This window comes from Halosolutus sp. DAT137 (assembly GCF_059736405.1).
The window spans coordinates 1-18,847 of record NZ_JCAQID010000015.1 but is presented as its reverse complement, the minus strand read 5'-3'; the positions used below and the strand labels follow the sequence as shown (position 1 = coordinate 18,847).

The following is an 18,847-nucleotide window of genomic DNA, read 5'->3' as shown; positions in this document are numbered from 1 at the left end:
GCCGTTGGCACTCCTGCAAGCGATCCCGTTTCGCGTCACTGGGGTGGCTACCAGCATTTCGAGCGAGCCGTTTTATTGTGAGCCGCCGATCGCCAAGGCGGGAGCCGCTGGTCGGCGGAGGAGACGCCGGTTTTCGACGGGGAGTCGGAGGGGTTAGCCGTACACTGTGATCGTCAGGACACCGGTCACGACAACCGTCGCCGCCGCAGCGATCTTCCAGGTCACGCGTTCCAGTTGCGTCGGCAAAAACAGCGCCGAGAGAACGACAGTGAACAGCGTGCTCGTGATCAGTACCGGAACGACCACGTTCACTGGGGCCATCTCCAGTGCGACGTAGTAGCCAACGAGAAAGAGCGTATTCGCGACTCCTGCGACGAAAAACCACCGCGTGTTTTTCGATCGCAACACCGTAGCGCTCGGGAGCGTACCACTGAATCGCAAATAGAGGACGAATCCGAGCGTCGCCGCCGTGGTTTTGATGACGAGTCCGACCGGGGCCGGAGTTCCGGCTTCGAAGCCATACGACGCGAAAATCGGCTCGCCGCTGTAGGCGACCGCCGCGCCGAACGGAAGCAACAGGCCGAGGAGAAGCCGTTTCCGGGACACGTTATCGAGATTCGAGTTGCTCGTTTCCCAGGCGATCAGTGAGACGCCGCTGACCACGAAGATAATTCCGACCCCGTGAATAGTCGTCATCGTCTCTCCGAGCAGAATTACGCCGAACACTGTCGCGAACAGTGCCTGGGACGCGACGATCGGAATCGTTCGGCTGGCACCGATTTTGTCGATGCTCGTAAACGTGAGGACGCGACCGAGAAGCGTGCCAAGGAGACCCGCCCCGATAAACGACAGCCACGAGGCCCGCGTGAGACCGTAGTCCGGGTAGTAGATAACGAGAACCGACGGAAAGAGGACCACGAAATTGACGATCATCACGACGATCACCGCGTCGAGAGCCTTCCCCGAGTTCGTTCCTTTCCGAATGAAGACGTTCTGGCAGGCGTTCGAAATCGACGCGACGAGCGCTAACGCAACGGCAAGTACGTGGGTCGGTTCTACCATGATGAATCTCGTCTTTAGCGTTCAGTCGCCGCCCGCTACAGTAGCGTATAGCTAGATGATCGAACGGGCTAATGAGTGTTGCGAACGGGGGGCAACCACGTGGCGATCGTCCGCCCCAACGGAGCGACGCTCGTCGAGATTCGACGTGGAGGAACCAGCATCCGCGACCACCGCCACGACTGCGAGAGTATATCTATCTCGAGTGACGTACTCGTCCGCATGGAGGAAACTGCGAAACTCGCCACATTCGTGGCGGGTATCGAGCTCGACTCGATCCCCGACGCCGTCATCGATCGATCAGCGGTCCAGATAACCGATACGATCGGCGTCGCGCTCGCCACCGCTGGACAGCCCTACGGCGATCGAATTCGGCGGTACGTCGAGACGTCAATGCCCGGCGACGACGCGCTTATCGTCGGCGGCGGAACGGCGAGTCCGACGGGTGCCGCGTTCGCAAACGGCGCGTTCGCTCACGCGAACGACTACGACGATACGTTCGAGTCGATTATCATCCATCCGAGCACGACGGCCGTTCCCGCAGCGCTCGCCGCGACGGCGGTCGCAGACGAAAGTGAAGACACCTTTCTGACCGGCTACGTCGCTGGCGTCGAGACCATCTTCCGTATCGGACACGCTACCTACCCAAGCCACTACACCAACGGCTGGCACAGCACCGGCACGATCGGCACGTTCGGTGCAACCGCAGCGGCGGCGTCGATACTGGGACTCGACGAACTCGAGTGCCGACACGCGTTCGGAATCGCCGCCTCCGGATCGTCCGCCCTGCTTCGAAACGCGGGGACGATGACCAAGGCCCTGCATGCGGCCCACGCAGCGCGTTGCGGACTGGAGGCCGCGCTACTCGCCCGCGAGGGAATGACCGCCGACGAGTCAATATTTTCCGGCGAACGGGGCTACGGCGCGGCGATGACGCCCGACGACGACTATAAGCCCGATCGAATTGGAGACGGCCTTGGCGAGGAGTGGGCGGTGACGGATCTCGGAATCAAGCCCTATCCTTGCGGCCGGATTCTGCACGCGGCCATGGACTCGATGCAGGAGTTAGCGAGAACGGAATCGCTGTCCGTCGACGACGTCGACTCGATCGTCGTCTCGCTCGACGACGCGGCGAGCGACGTGATGACGTACGAGCGTCCGACAAACGAGTTCGAGGCCCTCGCATCGCTCGAGTTCGGCATCGCAGCGGTGCTCCGAGAGGGAACCGCCGGCGTCGCTGAGTTTACCACCGAGTACGTCACCGACGAGCGAACGCGAGCGGCAATGGAACTGGTCGAACGCGACTTCGAACCGAACCTCTTTGGCGACGGGTTTGGCAACTACGGAGCCAGGCTAGTTGTGACCACGATCGACGGCGAGCGGTTCGAACTCGAGCGACGGCGCATTCCCGGAAGCCCGTCAGCACCGCTCTCCGAGGAGCGTCGGTACGAGAAATTCGCCGAGTGCGCCGAGGGCGTCCTCGACGACGAGTCGGTTCGACGGGCCTTCGAGTCGCTCTCGCGGCTCCCGGCGACAGGGTCGCTCGAGGAGGCACTTGGGGCCGTCGCTAGGTGAGGCGTGAGTGAGGATTACCGGAACGCTGGCAGCACTTCCTCGGCGGTGAGTTCCAGCATCTCCTCTAGCTGGTCGAACGAGTTGCGCATGTCGAGAACGATATGTTCGAAGCCGCGATCGGTCAGCGCACGGAGCTGTTCGACGCACGTGTCGGGGTCGCCAGCGACGTAGCTTCCCTGGATATCTTCAAGTGTGTCGTGATCGGTTCGCAGAATCGTGTTCACGTCGTCGACCAGTTCGTTCGCGTTCAGGTGCGACAGCGCGGCTTCAGTGTCGTCAGCGACGCTGAAGATGGTGAGATAGCCGAGGTCGAGCGATCTGTCGTGCTCGGTTTCGAGGTCGCGCAGTTGCTCGAGTCGCTGGTCGAGTTTACCCAGGGTCATTCGGCCGGGGAACCAGCCGTCGGCGTACTCGACCGCACGGCGAACCGCGAACGGGGAGAGGCCGCCGTACCAGAGCGGGACCGAATCGCCGGCTCTGGGATCGAGCGTCACGTTTTCGAAAGAGAAGTACTCGCCGTCGTAATCGACCTGCTCCTCGCGGAATGTCTGGCGCAGAATCTCGAGGTTTTCCTCGACCAGACGTCCGCGCTCGTCGAACGGGAGGTCGACGGCGTCGAACTCGCCTTTGAACGTTCCGGCACCGATCGCACAGATGACGTCGCTCGTCGAGAGGTACTCGAGGGTGCCGAGACACTGGCTCAATTTTAGCGGGTGACGGTGGGGGTTCAGGCTCCCGGTCCCGAGGGTCATCTCGTCAGTCACCGCGGCGACGTAGGTGAGCGTCTGGAGCGATTCGACGAACCGCTGTTCGACGATGCCGCCGTGTTCTTGGTGTTCGGGCGGCACGTACAGGTGGTCGCGAGCCCACAGCGAGTCGAAGCCGAGTTCTTCGGCTCGCTTCGCCGTATCGGCGATGAATTCGGGGCTACAATCCGGTCCAAAGTGTGGCAAGAGAATGCCAAACGACGGGTTCGTGGCCATCAACAGATTCCTCGAAGCGCGATCAGATATAGCTTGTGACGGCGGAAACGGATGGCCGAGTCTCACAATTCGAACGACGGTGATTTTCTCATCGTCCCGCCCCGTTCGTTCGGCAACGGTAGAGCGTCCCGCTTCGCCCCCAGGGGACCGACTGATCAGGTACGGAATCGACTGACCGAGCACGGAGTCGACTGTCCCGGGAACGAAATCGACAGCCTCGGGAACGAAATCGACTGATTAGGGTACGCGGAACGAGTGAAGCGAGCGCGTTCTATCGGGCAACCCGACTCAGTCCCGGCGCACGCTCGTCTCGATCGCGTCGAGGATCTTCTCGTAGCCAGTACACCGGCACACGTTCCCTTTGATCGCCTGTTTTGCGTCCGCGCGATCGAACTCGTCGGGATCGTCGAGGCCGTCTACGTACTCGACAGCCGTCAGGACGAACCCCGGCGTACAGTAGCCACACTGGGCGGCGAACTCCTCGACGAACGCCGCCTGTACCGGGTGAAGTTCGTCGTCGGTACCGATCCCGGCCACCGTTCGGATGCGTCGCCCGTCTGCTTTCGGTGCCATCACCAGACAGGATTTCACCGCGACTCCATCGAGCAACACCGTACAGACGCCACAGCGGCCGGTCCGACAGCCCCGTTTTACCTCGCGGTTGCCGAGAGTGTCACGGAGGAGTTCTCGCAGCGTTTGCTCGGGCGTGGTCCGAGCGGTCACCTCTTCCCCGTTCAGTTCGAACGTGATCGGGACCGTCACGCTAGGTCACCTCCGGCACGCTCGATCGCGGTAGACAGGCTCCGAGACAGCAGCGTCTTCGCGACCGCGAGCGCGTACGTCTCGGACGAAAACGGTGAAACGGGCGAGACGTCCTCACCGAGTCGGCCGACGGCATCGTCGACCGCGGCTACGGTAGCGGGCACACCCTCGAGTGCCGCCTCGACGGTCGGTGCGACTGCACCGGTTCGACCGACCGCCGCCAGGCCGAGTCGTGCCCGATCGATCGTCTCGCGGTCCGCGTCGAGTTCGACGCGCGTCCCGACTCCGACGGTCGTCCAGCCGCCCGCAACGTTCGTCAGCTTCCGATAGTCGCCGCCTCGCCGGTCATCGCCGGATCGAACGGGGATCTCGATCGCTTCGATCAGTTCGTCGGCCTCGAGTTCGACCGGTGCCAGGCCGAGGAAGTCCGATCGATCCCCCCTGCGCTCCGCATCTCGCGTCGCGTTCGGGTATAGCTCTCGGACGGAAACGCGCCGCCGACCGCTGGCGGAGCCGATCACGACGGTCGCCCCGAGACAGTAACAGACCGGGACCAGATCGAGCGCAGACTGGCCCGACGCCAGCGCCCCGCCGACGGTCCCGAGGGCACGGACCTGGCGATCGGCGATCTCGGCCGCGGCTTCCGCCAGCATTCGATGGCGGCGTCCGGCCTCGCTCTCGAGGAGGTCGCGGTAGGTCACGGCACCGCCGATCACGGTCGCGTCCGCGGTTCGCTCGATCCGGGTCAGTTCCGGGAGGGCCGACACGTCGACGGCGACGTCGATCGAGACGACGCCCTCGGTCACGAGCGGCTGCAACGTCTGTCCGCCACCGACGACCGTCGCCGTCTCACCCCGGCGAGAGAGGACGCGCTTTGCCTCCTCGAGCGACGTCGGACGGACGTACGTCGCGTCACTCATCGCTCGTACCCCGTTTACCGGCGGCATCGTCGTGGAGCACCCGATACACTCGTTCGGCCGTCGCCGGGGCGTCTGCGATCCGTCGATCGATCGCGTCACGAATCGCGTTCGCAATCGCCGGAGCGACGGGCGGCAGCGATGGCGTTCCGAGGCCCTTTACTCCGTACGGACCGCTCGCCTCGTTCGATTCGACGATCACACACTCGAGTTCGTCCGGCATCTCGGCCGGCGACGCCACGGAGTAGTCCGCCAGCGTGGCGTTCGTCGGTACGCCGCCGTCGTCGCGCAGCGCCGAACAGCACGCGAATTCCACGCCGTGGAGCACCGCCCCCTCGAGTTGTCCCTCGACCATCGCGGGATTGATCGCAAAGCCCACGTCCTGGGCGGCGACGAACGCCCGAATATCGACGTGACCCGTGCCCGGATCGATCGCCACTTCGGCAAAGTGGACGCCGTAGGCGGCGGGCGCATCGTCCGCGGTCGCTCGCCCGACCGCCGAGAGGTCCCCGTCGAGGAGCACCTCGATCGGGATCGTGTCGCGACCGTCGGTGACGACGCCGTCGTCGATTCGGGCCTCAGCGGGCACACAGCCGAGTCGGTCGGCCGCGCGTTCGGCGAGACGAGCGACGAGTCGTTCGCCGGCGTCCTTGACCGCAGCGCCGACGATGTACGTCGTCCTGGAGGCGACCGTCCCGAGCGAGTCCTCGAGCGAGTCCGAGGCGGGGTACCGTTCGACCGCGACCGCGTCGGGGGTGACTCCGGTCTCCTGGGCGACGATCTGTGTCAGAACCGTATCAGAGCCTTGTCCGAGTTCGACGCCGGCCACGCTCGCGAGAACCGTGCCGTCCGGTCGGAGCGTGAGCCGCGCTTCTGAGACGTCCTGTCCGTCGCCGGCACCGGAGCCAGTCGTGTGGGTGCCCGCGGCGACGCCGCGACCAACGAGTCGGGCCTCCTCGGCGGCTTCGCTCCCGCCGTCGCGGCCATCGATCAGTTTTGCGAACGTCTCCTGTCCGCGTTCTAGACACTCGAACGCGCCAAAACTGTCGATCGGGGGACGGTCGTTCGACCGCCGTTGTCCTTCTTTCAGGAAATTCCGCCGTCTGAACTCGAGTGGATCGAGCCCCACGCGTCGGGCCGCGTCGTCGACGTGGGACTCGAGTGCGAACGTCGCTTGCGTGACGCCGATTCCGCGGTACTCGCCGGCCGGAACGTTGTTGGTGAACACCGAAACGCCCTCATACTCGTAGTTCGGGATCCGGTAAAGGTCGAGCGGGCGGTCCCGTCCGTTCGAGAGGACGATGTGCCCGACGCCGTTGGGATACGCGCCGGTGTCGGCGACGACGCTCGTTCGCAAGGCCGTGATCTCACCGTCGTCGGAGACGCCCATCGTCAGCGTCCACGCTGTCCGGTGGCGCGTTTCGCCCGCCAGAAACTCTACGTCCCGAGGAAAGGCCAGGCGAACTGGACGATTCGCCTCACGGGCGAGCGACGCAGCGACCGGTTCGAAAGTGAACTTCGGGAGCGATCGGCCGCCGAAGCTCGAACTCGGCGTCGGCGGGACGGTTAGCTCGACCCGGTCGCGGCCGATACCGAGGAAGTTCCCGAGTTCCTCAGCCGCCTGCGTGACGTTCCCGATGGTCGTCTCGACGTGAAGGGTGCCGTCAGTCCACGAGGCGATACAGCAGTGCGTGTCCAGGTTGCAATGGGCGAGTCGCGGCGTCGTGTACGTCCGTTCGATCACGTGGTCGGCATCGGCTAGCGCCTGCTCCGTATCCCCGTGGGAGTAGGCGTGATAATCGTCGATGTTCTGGACGTACCCATCAGTTTGCACGTCGATCGGGTGCTGTCGGTGTTGATCGAGATCCGGCGTATTCTCGTGGACGATCGGCCCGCCTGCTTCGACCGCCACGTGCGGATCGAGAACCGGCTCACGTTCCTCGATTTCGTACTCGATCGCCTCGAGTGCTGCGGTCGCGGTCTCGCAATCGGTCGCGGCGACTGCGGCGATGACATCGCCAACGTGGCGCAACCTGTCGTCGAAGTGACCGAGTAGTTCGGCTCGAGTGCGTGTCGCCACCACGCCGTCGACGGCCGAGGCGGCCGACGTGTCGACTCGACGGAGACGAGCGTGGGGAACCGGCGATCGCAACACCGCCGCATGGAGCAATCCTGGCCGATCGAGGTCGGAGCCGTACACCGCAGTACCGCGGACTTTCGGCTCGATATCAACCCGCGTGATAGCTGAGCCGACGACCCGGTCCGAGTCGGGGCGCTCACGACCCACTAACTCACGTTTCATAGGAGGTACATCCGACCCGGCAATATTAAACGTTGGTTCGCTGGTCAGCCCGGACGGACCGACGAGTGGGCCAGCGTGACGCTGCCTGTCCAGCACGTATCGCCCCTGTCATACGGATTAGTGTCATCAATTACTGCCGAACGGCGAACCGTCTTGGCCGATCGGCGGTACCGACGGACACGAATCCGTATCAGGTACATAGAGATAAGTCGACCCACCGTCTTGGTGTCCGTGATGGATCCCACGGAACAGGTGTTCGAATGGATCGACGACCGCAGCGAGGCGATGGCCGACTTCCTCGTCGAGTTCGCGAACGTTCCGAGCCCGCGGGGCTACGAGCGAGAAGCGAGCGAGTACCTGCACGACTGGTTGAACGAGAACGGCATCGACTCTCGCACACAATCCGTCGTCGGAGACCGATCGAACGTGATCGGACAGTTACCCGGCGACGCGAACGAGGTGGCTCGGCGGCTCCTCTTCAATGCCCACATCGACACCGCATACGGGAACACACCGGAAGACGACCTGATCCTTCCCGAACGCCGACGGAGCCACACCGAGGCGTGGCGCGAGGACGACCATCTCTTCGGCGTTGGCGTCATCAACGACAAGGGACCGATGACCGCGTTTCTCTGGGCTGCTCGTGCACTGGCCGAAACCGGCGTCGAACTCGACGGGGATCTTGTTCTCACCGCTACCGTCGGTGAGATCGGCGGTACGACCGTCGGCGAATTTCAGGACCACCGATACCTCGGGAGCGGACTCGGTACGCGCCGCCTGGTCGACGGCGGAATCACCGCCGACTGCGCGATCGTCGCGGAGACGACGGATTTCGCGATCGCCCGAATGGAGTGTGGGGTCGCCTGGTTCGAGATTACCGTCACTGGAACGCCGACCTACCAGCCCCGCCTCGAGACTCTCGATCCGGAGGACCCGTTGACCGACCACCCGGGGGCGCTCGCCGGTGCGGCCCGCGCGGTAGAAGTCCTCGAATCCTGGGGTAGCGACTACGCGCAGGCGCAGACGAAAACGTTCGACCACGGGACGATGCGACCGTCGGCCGGCGTCGGTGCGATCCGATCGGGGAACCCGCAAGCGCCGATCGTCGCACCGGGAACCGCTTCCCTCTACCTCGACGTTCGCCTGCCGCCGGGCGAACGCCCGGAGTTCGTCCGTGACGAGATCGAATCCGTCCTCGAGGCAGCGGAGATCGATGCGACCGTCGAGCCGTATCTGTTCCGGCGCGGCTACGTCGCCGACGAGACGGACGTAGCGCCGCTCGTCGACGCCCTCGAATCCTCACACGAGGCGCTTTTCGGGACGGCACCGCCGCGGCCGAACCCCACGATCACGAGTATGTGGCGCGATATCAACGTCTTCAACGAAGTCGGAATCCCCGCCGTCACCTGCGGCCCGCCGCGAACGACGCGTGACGTCGACGGAGCGCCCCATCCATGCATGCGACTCGAGGATCTCGTCGCGGCCGCGAAGCTGTACGCGAGCGTCAGCCTCGAATGGTGTCGCGCCGAGGAGTAATCGAACAGGGCATAACCGGCGCACCTGACGAGAGCGGGCGACCGGACCGACCCCACCGATCGTACGGCAACCGTTCAGTAGACCGAACGTGACGGCCCGATTGTACTGTGTTCTACGCCGTGACGATCCGCGAACCCCGGGTCCCTTTTCACCCGAGAACGCCGATTCGCGCCGCTGTAGCGAAACCGTCTCCCACAGCGGTGACCGCGAACGGTATCCTACGACAGTACCCGTCTCGTCGGCACACGAGTGTCCACCGTCGTTTCCGGTCGTGCCGATCCGGGCCGATCGATGCAGTGCGGTACCAGATCATGCCACATCCTATCATGACAATGCCTATCAAATACTAGCTGTTTCATATCGGGTACACACCCACAATAATAATACACTAAGGCTGTTATTTTAGATGGGGGTGAAATCTGTCGTCTTTGATTTCACAGAACGGCGTTGAGGCACCAGTTTTAATTCTGTCGTTTCGAGGCGTGAAACGCGTAGGAAAGGTGATTTTGTACTCGGATTCGTGTGACAAAATAGGTGTCTGGCCCGTACTGAAGCAGTGTCGGGGCGGTCGCTTTCGACGTCAGAGTTGTCGATGGGACGGTCGGAGCCAACACTTCGATGGGACGGTCGGAGTCAACACTCGATGCGGTGGCGAGGTCCACGGCACTCGAGGGTGTAAAAACGGGGTTTCGAAGGCGAGGTTACGCGCCGAATAAACGGGCATTGGCCGGCAATTCACGCGCCATTCGTCGGACTGTCTGACGGTTCGGGCGGTTCTAGGTTCCCTCACAGCCACTGGAGACCCCAGAGCAGACCCATGCCACCGACGACGGTCAGCGTAAGGCTCCCGGTTTTACGGGCGACGACGAACGCGACGAGCCCGGCGATCAGGTGTTCGTTGTGCAATCCGATCGCGATCGAGCCGTCGGGGACGACGAGATATGGCGCGGCGAGGGCCGCCAACACGGCCACGGGAACGAACGGTAACACCTCTTCGACGGCCGACGGCAGTTCGCCAATCCACTCGATTCCGAGAACGAAAGACGCTCGCAGCAGATAGGTCCCGATGCCCAACAGCACGATCGCTGCCCAGACGAGTTGCGAATCGAGTTCTGTCATCGAACATCAACCCGAGCCACGAGACGGTTGCGGTTATCCACGGCGGCACCGACGCCGACGCCAACGGCGATGGCGATGAGAAGACCGATATTGAACGGGAGTCCCGACGCGGCGATGGTAACGACCGTCGCGACAACGCCAGTTGCCACAAGTGCAGGTCCGTCGACGGACGGCGCGAGAAGCGCGATGAAAATCAACGGAATCGCAAACTCGAGACTCAGTCCGCCGGCAAAAGCGGTTCCGACGATCGCGCCGACGTAGGTGGTGATGACGAACGTGGCGACGAGGGGGAGCGTGATACCGAGATAGTACCAGCCCCGATGGATCTGGTCGGTCGCTTCGTCGGTACCACCGCTGTCGTCCGCCAGTCCGAACTTGTTCGTGAGGAACGCGAAGTTGATGTCGAACAGCGCATATCCCATAACGGCTCGCCAACGAGTCGGAAGGTCGCGAACGAGCGGGACTATCGACGCGCTGTAGACCGCGTACCGGAGGTTGACGACGAGTACGGTGACGAACACGATCGGCAATGCGGTTTCCGTTCGCAAGAGATCGACGGCCGCTAACTGGCCTGCCCCGGCGAACATGAAAAGCGACATCGCCGTCGCTTCGATCGGTTCGAACCCGACTTCGACGGCCGTCGCACCGAACAACATCCCGAACGGGACGTTCGGTGGGACGGCCGGGGTGATCTCTCTGGCACCGCGGAGAAAGTCGCTGCGTTCCATACCGACGGTATGCGGGTCGGTACCAATAACTGTCGAAGCAAAGGCGAAACTTGCTGGCAATTCGATCCCACGATAGCTGGCGGACGAGGACAAACGCGTTCGAGAAAGGCACGGTCGGCAGGCAGTGGCAGGCCCAGTCTGCCAATCAGAGGGCAGTCGGAACACGAAACCGACGGCAGACAGGAAGACGGGACGAGACACGAAACCGACGGCAGACAGGAAGACGGGACGAGACATGGAACCGACGGCGTACAGGCGGAACTGGCAGCGTCCGTACGAAAACCTGCGGCTACAACAGCTCCAGAACGTCCTCGAGGGGCAGTACGTCACCGTATTTCATGTCGATGTCGAACAACGTGATTTCGTGGGAGATCTGTGACCGATCGGCGACGCACTCTTCGGGGACGACGATGCGGTAGTTGTAGGAGAACGCGTCGACGACCGTCGCTCTGACGCAGCCGGATGTCGTCATGCCCGTGATCACGAGCGTGTCGACGCCATCGTAGGTCAGCATGCTCTCGAGTTGCGTGCCGAAGAACATACTCGGCTTGTACTTGCTGTCGATGACGACGTCGTCCGGTCCGGGCGTTATTCCGTCCGCCAGTGCGTCGGGGTCGCCCGGCGGCAGGTCGTCGGTCGAGTCTTCGTCGTCGCCTAACCCGGTCGAATCCGTCCATCGACCGAGTTCGACCGGTGCTCCCTCGGTTCTCGCGCGAGCGTAGTATCCTCTGATTCCCATTTCGCGGGCATGATCCATCAGTCGAGAAATCGCTTCGACCGCGGGTTTCCCCGTCTCCGCGTATCCGTTCGGATACTCGTCCTCGACGAACGCCTTCGTCATGTCGACGACGAGGACGGCGATAGTGTCGCCAACGCCGACTGTGCCAGCGTAGCCCGCCTTCTCGAGCATCACCTCTCGATCCGCTTGCGGTATTGACTCCGGTATGTACACGGTCGAAAATCGGTCGTAGAACACATATAGCTTGCCATCAACACGCCTGGCACCAATACGATTCCGAGGTCACTGAGTTACTGATTATATGACTGATAGAGAGGAGGTGTCAAATAACACCGGTTCATGGTAACTTAATAGACCAGACTGAAATTGTAGAGTTGCACATACAGAGTGTAAGATAATAGCATGGGTTCTGATCACACCAATAGACGGGCGTTTATCAAATTATCGGGAGGAACAGGTGTCGCGCTGACAACCGGGCTGGCCGGTTGTCTGGGGGAAGAGGATACGCCGACACCCGATGCCGATGGAAATGGCGGAAACGGCGGAAACGGCGGCGGAAACGGGACCGAGAATCTCTCTGTTGGGTTCTCCCACTACCCGGTTATTCCACACGGGCTGCCGCTGACAGTCGGGATGGAAAACGGCATCTTCAACGACCACGGCGTGAACGTAAACGACATCGTCTCGACCGCCGGGGGTGGCGGCGGCGTCCGCACGATCACGACGGGTGATATCGAAGTGGGAATGTCACCGCCAAACGCAACGGCAAAAGCGTTCTACGAAGGGGCACCACTGTATATCGTTGGGATGGCGACAGCCGTTCCGGACATCGACTACCAGACACGAGCCGACTCCGACATCGAAGAGATACAGGATGTCGAAACGATCGCAGTCACGGATCCGGCCTCGTCGGGCGAGGCGAACGCCGTTCTCTCGGTCGAAGCCGCCGACGGAATCTCGCTGGACGATGTCGAGTTTATTTACACCGGTGGGCTGGGTGAAGTGATTTCTGCGGTGATGGAAGGGATCGCTGACGTCGGACTGAACACGAATCCAACCTCAACCGAGTTGCTCAGAAACGGAGACACGCGACGCGTCTGGCACAGCCGCGAATACGCGCCACACTACACCGAGGACATCCTCTCGATGGGGAACGTCGTGCTCGATCAACGGCCGGAAATGGCACGGGGCTTCCTCAGCGGGTGGATCGAGGCGTCCGAGTGGATTCACGACAACGTCGAGGAAGCGGGCCGTATGTGGGCGGAAGCCGCCGATTTCAACGAGGAACTCGCCATCGCCGGACTGGAAGACACCCAGCCCGAAGACTTCTTCCAGATCGGAATTAGCGAGGAGTTCGTCGAGGACCTCGAACGGGTGCTCCAGTTCGACGGAACGCTCGAAGAAGGTGAACAACTCGACCGAGAGGAACTGATCCGGGACGAATACTTGCCGGAAGAGTACCAGAGCGACTGGCTGTAACGAACTCGTCCGCCGTCACCAGACGACGTCCCTTGTGAGATATCAAAACTATAGAAAATGAATTTGAACGTACTTCCACCGCTCCGATATCAACAAAAAATACGCATCGGACGAGTCGCATTGCTCTTTACGATACTCGCAGTACTCGAGTTGCTCGGTCGAGCCGAGTGGTTCGATCAGCTGACGTACGTTCCACTATCGACGATGGTGGAACGGGCGTACGAACTGCTCTCGACCGGGCAACTAACGGACGACATACTCAACACGATCGGTCTGGTTCTCGTTTCGTTTCTGATGGCCGCTGCCGTCGCGATGGTTCTCGGCTGGTTCCTGTGGCGCCACGACAAAGTAAAGCAGGTACTCGATCCGTACCTCGTCGTCCTCTACGCGATGCCGATATTCGTGTTTTACCCGATATTCATCGTCGTATTCGGTCTCAACATCTTCCCGATCGTTCTGATCGCGTTCGCGATGAGCGTGACGATCATCGTCATCAGCACCGCCAACGGACTGGCGAAAGTACCGGACGTACTGGTTGATGTCGGTCGATCGATGGGATTGTCGGGCCGAGAGCAGTTTCGCCACGTTATTTTCCCCGCGGCCGTTCCCTACATCTTCACGGGCCTGAAATTGGGCTTTGTCTACGCGTTCATCGGCGTCATCGCGAGCGAGTTCATCCTCTCAAACGCCGGACTCGGCTATCAGATTTCGTGGTACTACCAGAATTTCCAGACCGCAAACATGTATGCGGTGTTGCTGGTCGTGATCACCCTTGCAGTGGTCGTCAATCTAACACTGATTCAAATGGAAAACCGACTTCACCGGAGGGCCTGATCGATGGCAACCGAAACGAGCCAGGGACAGGCGTTGCTCGACCGGACGCTCTCGTCGCTCACCTTCTATCGCCTGTTGGTTCCGGTCGCGGTTGTCGCCATCTGGGCGCTGCTGAGCGCCTGGGTCGGACCGCGCATTCTGCCAGGCCCCGTCCACACGTTCAGCGCGTTGATAACGGGGATCGAATCCGGATGGGTCGTTCCGAACACGAACGCAACTATGCAGGCGGTGGTCATCTCGTTCGTCATCGCGACGGGTATCGGCGGCGGACTGGGTCTCGCCCTCGGATTCAACAAGCCGGCATTCGACATCGTCGAGCCGTTCTTCCTGTCGTTTTACTCCGTCCCGAAGATTACGATGTATCCGGTCTTTCTGTTCATCTTCGGCGTCGGGTTGAACACGAAAGTCGGCTTCGCGACGTTCTCCGCGTTCTTCCCGATGCTCATCATCACGATGGGCGCCGTTCGATCGATCGAGGGCGTCTACCTCGACGTCTCGAAGTCGCTTCGTCTGTCGCGATACCAGCTATTCCGCCACATCGTTATCCCGTATATCCTCGTACAGCTGGTCGTCGCGCTCCGACTGACGTTCAACAGCGCGTTCCTCGCGGTGATCCTCGTCGAGCTGTTCGCGTCGCGTTCCGGACTCGGACTTATTCTTCAACACGCCATGGGGACGTTTAACAGCGAGCAGATTCTACTCGTCGTCACCGTGTTAACCATCATCGCATTCGGTATCAATATTATCTTCTATGGCGCACAGCAGGCGCTCGAGGAGCGCTGGAACATGACCACCGACGAAGAGATGGGGATATAACAATGACAAAACTAACGATCGAAAACGTCTCGAAAACGTACAACGAGAACAGACCAGACAGTGTCGAAGCCGTTCGCGACGTGAGTTGCGAACTCGAAGAGGGCGAGTTCTTCTCGGTCATCGGCCCGACCGGCTGCGGAAAGAGCACCCTCATGGAGATGGTCGCAGGGTTGATTTCACCCTCCGAAGGAGAAATTCGCATCGACGGCGAGCCGATCACCGAACCCCGCGAGGATATCGGCGTCGTGTTTCAGGAGGACTCGACCTTCCCGTGGCGATCGACTATCGAGAACGTCGAGTTCGGTCTCGAGATGCGAGGAATGAACAAAGCCGATCGGAGAGAGCGAGCGCGAGAGATCTTGAATCTGGTGGGTCTCTCTGGGTTCGAGGAAACCTACCCATCAGAACTGTCCGGCGGAATGCGCCAGCGGGTCGCGATCGCTCGTACCCTCGCGCTGAACCCGGACCTCATGTTGATGGACGAACCCTTCGGCGCGCTGGACGAACAGACGCGGTTCATCCTCGGTGAGGAACTTCTCCGGATCTGCCAGGAGACGAACCAGACGACAATGTTCATCACGCACTCGCTCACGGAAGCGACGTTCCTCTCGGACCGCGTCCTCGTGATGAGCGCCCGTCCCGGAGAGATCAAGAAGATGGTCGAGGTGAACATCGAGCGACCGCGGGACGAATCGATCGTCACGACCGACGAGTTCAACGAAATTACGGACGAACTCTGGGAGGCGCTCAAGGCGGAAGCCCAGCGCGGGTTCGAGCAGTCGATGGTCATCGACTGACCTTCGAACGCACCGCGGACTCTACTGGACGGAATTGCGAAACGTATAGACAGCGAGCACACGCACCAGCGAGCACACACACGGAACACACTATGGGTCCGGATCCAGCCGCGATTTCGGGTCCGGATCCAGCCACGATTGCACAGCGATCCGTATACTTATCTTCCGAGGAATCGAACGAGAACCATGACTATCGTAGTCGCGGTAGACGACGAATCTGGCTCGAAACAGACAGTCTCTGTCGGACGAGAGCTCGCCCGAAACTTCGACGACGATCTGGTCGTATTGCACGTCTTGACGCGCAAAGAGGCGGACCGACGGGTCGACGAACGGCCAGAATACTACCTCGACGACGCGGCGGCAGACGCCGAAACCATCGCACAATCTGCGGTCGATCGGACCAGCGACGCGGATGTACCCGTCACCGTTCGAGGCCGCATCGGCAATCCGAGCGAGGAAATTATTGCTGAAGCCGATCGACAAGACGCACGCTATCTCGTCATCGGCGGTCGGAAACGAACGGCGGTCGGCAAAGCCGTCTTCGGCAGTACGACCCAATCAGTACTGCTCGAGTCGTCGGCACCGGTCGTTAGCGTCCCGAACGGGTGGACGTACGCGGCGGACGCGTCGAAGCCGATCGTCGCCGCGGTCGATCGCTCAGAGCGAGGCACCCGAGTCGTCGACGAAGCGCAGACGGTCGCAACAGCCCTCGACCGTGAACTGCACGTCGTGCACGTCCTCACGCGATCGGCGTTCGACGAACTCGACCGAACCGACTCGAGCAAGGCTGGCTCAGAACCGACCGACGAGGAGATCGAATCGGTGGCAGCGGAGATCGCAGCAGAGGTGGCGGCACCGATAACGGACGCCTGTGAACACGTCGGCCTGGTCGGCAATCCGAGCGGGCAGGTCGTCACGTACGCGGACGAAGTCGATGCCGGCTACATCGTGGCCGCGGGACGAAATCAATCACCCATCGGGAAAGTCCTCTTTGGAAGCGTCACGCAATCTATTCTGCTCTCGAGCGAGCGACCCGTTATCGCCGCGATGGAAGATATTTAACGGCATTGGCGACGGTCGAGTACCGGTTCAACCACGCCTATTCCGGCGGCTCCTGAAACCGAACCTCGAGCGATTTTGGCTCGGATTCGTTCATTACAGTCGTGTCGTTCGGACACGAAGAAATACCGACGATCAGGTCCATTTGGGGCTCGAACTCGATGTAATCGCCGCGCCCGAACTCCGGCGGCAGGTATCGAATTCGATCGTCCTCGACGGTGACGTGCATCCCGATATTGAACACCTCCGGAACCACCTCCAGGTCCAGCCCACAGTCATTCAGCGCCTCCAGCAGGTTGTCTGCGCAGTTTGCGTGCTCCGGATCGTCGTCGCGTACCTCATAGAGGTGCGAACAGCACATTCCACCGGCCCACGGGAAGTGGTGGCCGATGGTATCTGCCGTCACCGTGAGCATCGCTGTCGTGTCCGGTGGCCGTGAATACAGTGTTTTGATCCGCTTCATCGAACCCGTCCCCTTGAGCTGGTTGAAGAGGACGGAAAGGTCCGAACTGTACGTCTTCGAGTGATCCTCGGCTCCGACGAACACGGCGTCACAGACTTGCGGTCCCTCGTGGGCGACGATTCGAAACCGCTGGTTCGCGGCGACGCGGTATGCGCGGGCTTCCGACGCCGGAACGACGTCGACGCTGTCGAAGGACATTCGTAGCAATGGATTGGTCCACAAACCCATAAACACTGCCGTTCGATTCGGATCGAATGTCGCTACCGGACACAGCGATCATCGATCGGAACGCTGCGCGTCGTCCGACCGAGAATCCGCACACTGGAACTGGCGTAGATTTATTATTGCAGCGAAGAACTCGTAGGCGATGAAACTCGGATACGCCATCGATGCTTTCCAGCCGCGCGAGGGGAGCACGAGGGCTGCGGGGAATGCCGTCGTCGAGGGTGCACGCGCAGCGAACGAAGCGGGATTCGACTACGTCCAGTGTCCCGACCACCACGTCAGCGGAGACCGGCGATTCTTTCAGCACGTACCGACCGCGAGTCGACTCTCTGCCATCTTCGACCACGTCGCCGTGATGTGTCTGCTGCCGCTGTACGATCCGGTCTACCTCGCGGAGCGACTCGGGACGCTCGAGTGCTTCGTCGACCAGCTCGATCTCTGGTGTGCCGTGGGCGGGCACGAACCGTCGTTCGACGCCTTCGGCGTCCCCCTCGAAGAGCGAGCGACTCGGTTCGACGAACGCCTCACCGTCATCGAAGCGCTGGCATCGGGCGAGTCGGTCTCGTTCGACGGCGAAACCGTCAGCCTCGAGAACGTCGCGATCGAGCCCCGGCCCGACCCCCGTATCTGTATCGGCGGGATCGCCAAACCCGCAGTCGAACGCGCCGCAAGGCGCGGCGACGCGTGGATCGTTTCCGCCGGAGAGAGGGACGACGACCTCGAACGAAAACTCGAGTGGTACGCCGAGGCCGGAGGCGGTGACGTGATCCTCCGTCGCGGCGCGTTACTCCGCGAGGACGCCGACGATGCGGCGGACGCGGTCGAGGCACTCGTTCAGGACGGCTATCGCGGCTGGGACGACCTCGGCGGACGGATTCTGCACGGCGATCCGGAAACGGTGGCCGAGCGGATCGCCTCGTACGACACACTCGGCGTCGACGAACTCGTGGTGAGCACCGTCTCCGACGATTCGGCCGACGAAACGCTCGCACTTCTCGAAGACGTTCGAGCAAACCTCGACTGATCGACACCCGCCACCGACTCGTTCGCTGGGCTACCAGTCTAGTAGTGCGTTCTGAGAGCAGCGGATGTCGACGCTACCGCTTCACGTCGAGCGGACTGCACTTCGTCGATCGGCACGCAAAAGAGTGAATCAGGGGGTAGTCGGTGGCTCCCGTGGTGTTGGCGGGAACCGGATGTTTGGAGACCCTACTTGAGTGGGACAGGTTCGCGCTCGCCCTCGTAGGCATCTTCTGTGTAGTGTTCGAGCCACGCTTCGCCGGTGAGGAAGCGGTCGGGAACGTCGGCTTCGGTGGCGTCGGCGGTGATGGTCAACCAGCCGTCACCCTCCTCCGTGCGCCAGGCGTGACACGGCTTGCCGAGTGCGATGTAAATCTCGCTGGCTTCGGGATCCTCGCCATCGAGGTCGAATATCGCCGACGAGAGCGACGTCT

Annotated in this window: 18 protein-coding genes; 8 read left to right on the top strand and 10 right to left on the bottom strand. The window is 61.7% G+C overall.

The annotated features are described in order from the left end of the window. Positions 1-153: 153 nt before the first annotated feature. Complete coding sequence (locus AC6I6L_RS20085) at positions 154-1,062, bottom strand: DMT family transporter (RefSeq protein WP_497919557.1); 909 nt, start codon at positions 1,060-1,062, stop codon at positions 154-156. Between the two features lie 75 nt (positions 1,063-1,137). Between AC6I6L_RS20085 and AC6I6L_RS20080 the strand changes: the two genes are divergently transcribed. Next, positions 1,138-2,634 carry an MmgE/PrpD family protein gene (locus AC6I6L_RS20080; protein ID WP_497919556.1) on the top strand — a complete coding sequence of 499 codons (1,497 nt, stop codon included), beginning with the start codon at positions 1,138-1,140 and terminating at the stop codon, positions 2,632-2,634. Positions 2,635-2,648: 14 nt separating this feature from the next. On the opposite strand, the gene AC6I6L_RS20075 is transcribed toward AC6I6L_RS20080, so the two are convergent. From AC6I6L_RS20075 to AC6I6L_RS20060, 4 genes are all read right to left on the bottom strand, one after another. Then, positions 2,649-3,617, bottom strand: a complete 969-nt coding sequence (locus AC6I6L_RS20075) for an LLM class flavin-dependent oxidoreductase (RefSeq protein ID WP_497919555.1) — start codon at positions 3,615-3,617, stop codon at positions 2,649-2,651. Positions 3,618-3,905: 288 nt separating this feature from the next. Beyond that, positions 3,906-4,379, bottom strand: a complete 474-nt coding sequence (locus AC6I6L_RS20070) for a (2Fe-2S)-binding protein (RefSeq protein ID WP_497919554.1) — start codon at positions 4,377-4,379, stop codon at positions 3,906-3,908. Beyond that, on the bottom strand, positions 4,376-5,299 hold the full coding sequence (locus AC6I6L_RS20065) for an FAD binding domain-containing protein (RefSeq protein ID WP_497919553.1): 924 nt from the start codon (positions 5,297-5,299) through the stop codon (positions 4,376-4,378). Before AC6I6L_RS20065 ends, AC6I6L_RS20070 begins: the two co-directional genes overlap by 4 nt. Beyond that, entirely contained in the window at positions 5,292-7,598 is a 2,307-nt protein-coding gene (locus AC6I6L_RS20060) for a xanthine dehydrogenase family protein molybdopterin-binding subunit (protein WP_497919552.1), read from the bottom strand. Before AC6I6L_RS20060 ends, AC6I6L_RS20065 begins: the two co-directional genes overlap by 8 nt. A 234-nt stretch (positions 7,599-7,832) precedes the next feature. Between AC6I6L_RS20060 and AC6I6L_RS20055 the strand changes: the two genes are divergently transcribed. Next, positions 7,833-9,134 (top strand): M20 family metallopeptidase, encoded by a 1,302-nt coding sequence (locus AC6I6L_RS20055; RefSeq protein ID WP_497919551.1) that lies wholly within the window; start codon positions 7,833-7,835, stop codon positions 9,132-9,134. A 786-nt stretch (positions 9,135-9,920) separates the two neighbouring features. Here AC6I6L_RS20055 and AC6I6L_RS20050 read toward each other — a convergent pair. From AC6I6L_RS20050 to AC6I6L_RS20040, 3 genes are all read right to left on the bottom strand, one after another. Further along, on the bottom strand, positions 9,921-10,253 hold the full coding sequence (locus AC6I6L_RS20050) for an AzlD domain-containing protein (RefSeq protein ID WP_497919550.1): 333 nt from the start codon (positions 10,251-10,253) through the stop codon (positions 9,921-9,923). Continuing rightward, positions 10,250-10,981 carry an AzlC family ABC transporter permease gene (locus tag AC6I6L_RS20045; protein WP_497919549.1) on the bottom strand — a complete coding sequence of 244 codons (732 nt, stop codon included), beginning with the start codon at positions 10,979-10,981 and terminating at the stop codon, positions 10,250-10,252. Before AC6I6L_RS20045 ends, AC6I6L_RS20050 begins: the two co-directional genes overlap by 4 nt. Before the next feature lie 289 nt (positions 10,982-11,270). Next, on the bottom strand, positions 11,271-11,891 hold the full coding sequence (locus AC6I6L_RS20040; RefSeq protein ID WP_497919548.1) for an isochorismatase family protein: 621 nt from the start codon (positions 11,889-11,891) through the stop codon (positions 11,271-11,273). A gap of 231 nt (positions 11,892-12,122) precedes the next feature. Between AC6I6L_RS20040 and AC6I6L_RS20035 the strand changes: the two genes are divergently transcribed. The 5 genes from AC6I6L_RS20035 (at position 12,123) to AC6I6L_RS20015 (ending at position 16,708) form a co-directional block, all read left to right on the top strand. Then, a complete protein-coding gene (locus AC6I6L_RS20035) occupies positions 12,123-13,199 on the top strand; it encodes an ABC transporter substrate-binding protein (protein ID WP_497919547.1) in 1,077 nt (358 codons plus the stop codon). 120 nt (positions 13,200-13,319) lie between these two features. After that, positions 13,320-14,033, top strand: a complete 714-nt coding sequence (locus AC6I6L_RS20030; protein WP_497919546.1) for an ABC transporter permease — start codon at positions 13,320-13,322, stop codon at positions 14,031-14,033. 3 nt (positions 14,034-14,036) lie between these two features. Beyond that, entirely contained in the window at positions 14,037-14,849 is an 813-nt protein-coding gene (locus AC6I6L_RS20025; RefSeq protein ID WP_497919545.1) for an ABC transporter permease, read from the top strand. Between the two features lie 2 nt (positions 14,850-14,851). After that, the gene (locus tag AC6I6L_RS20020) at positions 14,852-15,646 is read left to right on the top strand and encodes an ABC transporter ATP-binding protein (protein WP_497919544.1); all 795 of its coding nucleotides are present in this window, start codon (positions 14,852-14,854) and stop codon (positions 15,644-15,646) included. Positions 15,647-15,832: 186 nt separating this feature from the next. Beyond that, entirely contained in the window at positions 15,833-16,708 is an 876-nt protein-coding gene (locus AC6I6L_RS20015; protein ID WP_497919543.1) for a universal stress protein, read from the top strand. Between the two features lie 37 nt (positions 16,709-16,745). Here the strand turns inward: AC6I6L_RS20015 and AC6I6L_RS20010 are convergent, their stop codons facing one another. Next, the gene (locus AC6I6L_RS20010) at positions 16,746-17,366 is read right to left on the bottom strand and encodes a DUF1989 domain-containing protein (protein ID WP_497919542.1); all 621 of its coding nucleotides are present in this window, start codon (positions 17,364-17,366) and stop codon (positions 16,746-16,748) included. Positions 17,367-17,535: 169 nt separating this feature from the next. Here AC6I6L_RS20010 and AC6I6L_RS20005 point away from each other — a divergent pair, with 169 nt between their 5' ends. Further along, positions 17,536-18,417, top strand: coding sequence for an LLM class flavin-dependent oxidoreductase (locus AC6I6L_RS20005; RefSeq protein WP_497919541.1), 882 nt, complete (start codon positions 17,536-17,538; stop codon positions 18,415-18,417). A gap of 185 nt (positions 18,418-18,602) precedes the next feature. Here the strand turns inward: AC6I6L_RS20005 and AC6I6L_RS20000 are convergent. Continuing rightward, positions 18,603-18,847: hypothetical protein (locus AC6I6L_RS20000; protein WP_497919539.1), on the bottom strand; the 245-nt coding region annotated here is incomplete at its 5' end.